General features: G+C 64.7%; 5 protein-coding genes. All 5 read right to left on the bottom strand.

From position 1 onward, the window contains the following. Positions 1–59: 59 nt before the first annotated feature. A complete protein-coding gene (locus Q0629_RS09490) occupies positions 60–782 on the bottom strand; it encodes a SprT family zinc-dependent metalloprotease (protein ID WP_298781822.1) in 723 nt (240 codons plus the stop codon). Between the two features lie 147 nt (positions 783–929). Further along, on the bottom strand, positions 930–1,517 hold the full coding sequence (gene plsY, locus Q0629_RS09495; RefSeq protein WP_366123324.1) for a glycerol-3-phosphate 1-O-acyltransferase PlsY: 588 nt from the start codon (positions 1,515–1,517) through the stop codon (positions 930–932). A 45-nt stretch (positions 1,518–1,562) separates the two neighbouring features. Then, on the bottom strand, positions 1,563–2,642 hold the full coding sequence (locus Q0629_RS09500; protein WP_298781826.1) for a RelA/SpoT domain-containing protein: 1,080 nt from the start codon (positions 2,640–2,642) through the stop codon (positions 1,563–1,565). Positions 2,643–2,963: 321 nt separating this feature from the next. Continuing rightward, positions 2,964–3,965 (bottom strand): polysaccharide pyruvyl transferase CsaB, encoded by a 1,002-nt coding sequence (gene csaB, locus Q0629_RS09505; protein ID WP_298781828.1) that lies wholly within the window; start codon positions 3,963–3,965, stop codon positions 2,964–2,966. Then, positions 3,962–4,491, bottom strand: a 530-nt coding sequence (locus tag Q0629_RS09510) for a DUF5693 family protein (RefSeq protein WP_298781831.1), incomplete at its 5' end; no start/stop codon positions are given. The genes csaB and Q0629_RS09510, both read right to left, overlap by 4 nt.

Consider the following 4,491-nt stretch of genomic DNA (forward strand, 5'->3'; position numbering starts at 1 on the left):
TTGATGCTCCTTGATTGCTTTCAACAACTTTTGAAGATTAATCAGCGCTTCCTTAGCGACTACAGCGGTTCGGAGGCCCAGGGGGGCAGGCAGCACCACGCGGAGCGCAGTTCCTGTCGGTGGCGGTCCGTTTCGGGGTCCATGGCTCGAAGCCTGGCGTAGAAGGCCGGACTGTGGTTCATCTCCGCCATATGGCACAGCTCGTGCAGCATGACGTGCCTCACGAGGTCGGGCGACAAAAAGAGGAGCCTGGAGTTGAGGTTGACGTTATGGCGCGCCGAACAGCTGCCCCAGCGGCTGCGCATCTCCTTCACAGCGACACGGGCCACGGTCAGTCCCTGCTCCGCCGCCAGCTCCAGCAGCATGGGCGGCAGCATCTGCCTTGCACGAAGGCGCACCCAATCCCTCAGGGCCCGCAGTGCCTCCGCCCGGCTGAGGCCCGAAGGCAGAGGGATGATCCCCTCGAACGCCGACGCGCGCGCCGCCTCCGCAACCTCAACCCGCCACTCCTCGGAGAGGGCCGGGAGGCGCACCACCCCCGGCAGAGCAATGGGGGCTCGCCCCGCGTTGCGAGGGCGCAGAGAGGCCCGGCTCAACCCCTGAAGGATCCAATCCAGGTTTCGCTCCAAAAGGCCCTCCAGGTCCCTCTCCGGTCGGAAAAGACGCGGGACGAGGACGGTGAGGCCACGCTCGTCCACGATCAGGCGGACCGTCCTCCTGCGGGAGGTGCGGTGCAGCGTCCCGGAGAAACTCCCTCCCCGCCCGCCGCTCAGGTCCGCCATGAAACAAACAGTGCTTTCCCGACCTCCCCGCACGGGGTCGAGAAAGCACCTCACCGTTTCCATGGCTGCCGCACAGCAGGCGCAACCGAAACGGCCTCGTCAAGGCCGGTCGGAACAGCGTTTCGAGTCAAAGGTCGTTGCCCCCGTCTAAACGCGGTTTTCCTTCCCCTGCAGCAGGCGGGAGATGTTGGAGCGATGACGGAAGATCGAGAGGAGCGCCAAGGCCAGGGCCAGGAGCTGAAACTGCCACGGGGCCCCCAGCATCCAGAAGAAGGCGGGCAGCATCAGAAGGGACAGCATGGAGGCCAGGGAAACGTAGCGGGTGCAGGACATGACGCCATACCATATTGCGCCGCACATCAGGACGATGGCGAAGGAGTTGTAGGGCCAGACGAAGAACATGGTGCCGTAGGTGGTCGCGACGCCCTTTCCGCCGTGAAACTTAAGCCATATCGGGTAGTTGTGCCCCACCACCGCCGCGAAGGCGGAGAGCGCGACGAGCTCGTGGGAGGTCGTTCCGGCGTGAGCCGCCAGCAGGAGCGCCAGTGCCCCCTTGGACATGTCCACGATCGTGACGAAGACCGCCCATCCCTGCCCCAGGGCGCGGCGAACGTTCGTCGCCCCGATGGAACCCGACCCCACCGTCCGAATGTCGATTCCGCGAGTGAGGCGCACGACGAGGTAGCCCGTGGGCAGAGAGCCGATCAAATACGAGATGAGCATCCAAAGCAGCACAACCTGCAAATCCCATTCCCCCCTCCGCAAAAACGGCAGGCGAAGTCAGTCGATGCCTAAAATGCGATCGTTGCCGCGCTTGATCCCCAGCTTCACGAGGTCCTTGTCCTTCAGGACGTCCCACCGGGAGTTCAGGACCAGCAGGAAGAGGGCGGAGAAGGGGTCCATGCGCCACGAAACGTCCTTGCGCCGGACGTCCATGCGCACGCCCTGAAGTTGCCTCAGCCCCCGGTCGTCCTCCTCCATCTCCCGTAGGAACTCCCGGACGTCGGAGATCGTGTCGATCCCCGCAGCGCGGAAGATCCGGCAGAGGCAGCCGAAGCTCTCCTTCAGGTAGTCCGAATCCGGAACGAAGGGCGGGAACCCTGCCTTGAGCGCGATGGCGTTCCACGTGCCCAGCAGGCCGGGGTCCTCCTTGAAGTAATTGTACAGCTCATCGTCGGTAAAGGTGCGCTCGGCGACAAGCGGCTCCTGAGGCCGCCGCCGGGCCTGCGGCGAGGGCGGCACGAGGAGCGCCTCGTCGCCGACCTGCGCGCGAAGGGCCAGGAAGCCCTCATCGGCCTCCTCCAAAAGCGCTGCCAGGCGCACCAGCTTGCGCTTCAGCTTCTTCTCGGAAACCGTGCTGACGTTCAGGTCCACCCTGGGTGCGATGGCGGCCCAGGCGTCCTGGAGCATCGTCCTCAACTCAAGCCGGAAGCTGAGGCCCCTGTACTTCGCCCACTCGCGGAGCGTGGAGCGCGTTTCCGAGAGCGAAAGCGTGTAGACCACCGCGGGATAGCCAAAGCGGAAGGGATCCTCCAACCCACTCGACGGGGTGGAGCGTCCCATATCGACGTCAAACTCCGAGCGGACGACCTCCTCAATCTGCTGAACGTCCTCCGGAAAGCGCAAAAGCACCCGCACCGTCACCAGGTCCACCCCTGAGAGGCTGTCCTCGTCCAGCGCGTTCAGGGCTCTGAGCAGCTCGTCCGGCTTCTGCGCCCATCCCTCGATCGCCTGAAACTCCACCCCCTCTCCCTCGATAAGGTCCTGAACCAGATTGCGTATGCGTGAGGCGTACTCCTCGTACAGGGAGAACTTCTCAACATAACGGATGCCCAGCTCATCAATACGACGTTTGTCCAATACAATCACCGCCAGAGAACGAGTTGCACGCCACTGTTGCTTCCATGCGCACGAGCCATTTCATCTATCGCAAAATTTACATGGGGCTCGCAAGGCGGCGACCGCCTGTTGCCCCCCTTCGGGGGCGGCCCGCTAAAATGCAATGCCTCACTGAATCGCGGTACAGTTGACCGGCTCCCCCTGCGGGGACGGGCAAAACGATTTCATCAGCGTTTCCTTAAGTATAACGCAGGGACCTCCTAATGAAAAGCACGGATGCGCGTTCCGGCGCCTATCCGTTTGAAAATTTGAATTTGAGCCTGGGAAAGCGGGGACGTCCTATCATGCCTCGGAGAGCGCCGCCCGGCAAAGGGCGTCCACGTCCTCGCGAACCCTTTCAGGGGTGATCGGCAGGCGCGGGCGGACCAGCTTCAAGGCCCCCTCCGCAGGGCTTCCCCCTCCGGGGAGTCCCACCCACTCCGCAAAGGCCGCCGTCTTGGGGTCGTAGGAGAGGAGGGCCAGCGGCGTCCCGTAGATCGCCGACAGGACGGCGAAGTGCAGGCGCATCCCGACGGCTCCCGTTGCCGGGCTCCAGAGGGACGCGACGTCCGACGCGCTCTTCACGAGGACCGTGCGCTCGATCCGCAGCCGCCCCGTCCGCCTCGCCCCCTCCAGGAGCTCGTAGTCCTCGGGCGACATGGCAACGCCCACCCGCTCGCCGTCAAAGGCGTCGACGCACGACGCGGCAAGCTCGACGAACCGCTCAGGCCCCGCAACGGGCCTCAGGTTCACGAGGAGTCTCCCTCTCTCCACAGGGGCCGCGTCCCGTGGCATCTCAAGCGTCAGGGCCAGGTCCGCCCCCGGCATCGCCGGAACCCCAAGACGCCGTGCCCACTCCATGGAGGGGCCGTCCCGAAGCTGAAGCACCGCGCAGGAGCTCAGCGCCGTCCGGGTCAGCCATCGCGCCGTGCGTCGTTTCAAAGGACCGATCGACTGCCCCAGGGCCCAGGGGCGCGCCCCACACAGGCGCGCCAGGCGGACCAGCCCCCAATACCAGAGGCAGGAGTGTAGGCTCGTGCTGTCCTGAAAGAGCCCTCCGCCCCCCAAAAGTAACGTATCGCTGGACCGCAGGGCCCCTCGCACGGCAGAAAAGCTCCAACGGTCCACGGAGTCCGCGCCGAGGACGCAAGAGGTTTCCTTCGGGGCGCTGGACAGCACCACAACCCGATCGCGCCTGACGCCACAGCGATCAAGCGCCTCCAACGAGGCTCGCAGCAGGAGCTCGTCCCCCAGGTTGCCGAAGCCGTAATAGCCGGCCAGGGCAACGCGATAGCGGCGGCTCATTCCGCCAGTGGGCGTATCGTCCTCAGAAGGGGCAGCAGGAGCCAGCGAACGGCCGCCACGAGGAGCGTCCCGACGAGCAGACCGGTCCAGAGCCCGTTGAACTCCCTCAGGAGGATGAACAGGATGGGCGTGTGAAAATGGCAGAAGCTGTTCACCACGGACGAGAAGCCCAGGACCACTCCGATGCGCAGGACCTCTCGATAGTGCGCCCACAGCCCTCGTTTGACGAGGAAGGCCAGGAGCAACAGACAAGGGTATCCGAGGAAGACTTCCTTACTTCGGGGCCGTGCGACGAGCAGGCGCTCAAGAAATTCCCGCACCCTGGCCTCAAAGCCGGGGATGAACCGGACGTTGTCGCTTCGGAACAGCATGATGGCCAGACCGACCAACAGTACCCCGCCGAGCAGGAGCTCTCCCCACAGCGGTGGGCGACGGAGGAGGGCCGTCAGGGATTCCGGGTGAACGCGGTTTTTGAGGTCGTGGAGCAACACCAAAAGCGGCGGCAGGAGGAGCGTCAGCTTCACTC

The organism is uncultured Fretibacterium sp., from assembly GCF_938030725.1.
Lineage (GTDB): Bacteria > Synergistota > Synergistia > Synergistales > Aminobacteriaceae > Fretibacterium.

Bases quoted from the DNA above. Each gene is read 5' to 3' on its own strand.
- Q0629_RS09490 (WP_298781822.1), bottom strand. From the start codon at position 782: ATGGCGGACCTGAGCGGCGGGCGGGGAGGGAGTTTCTCCGGGACGCTG.
- csaB (WP_298781828.1), bottom strand. From the start codon at position 3,965: ATGAGCCGCCGCTATCGCGTTGCCCTGGCCGGCTATTACGGCTTCGGC.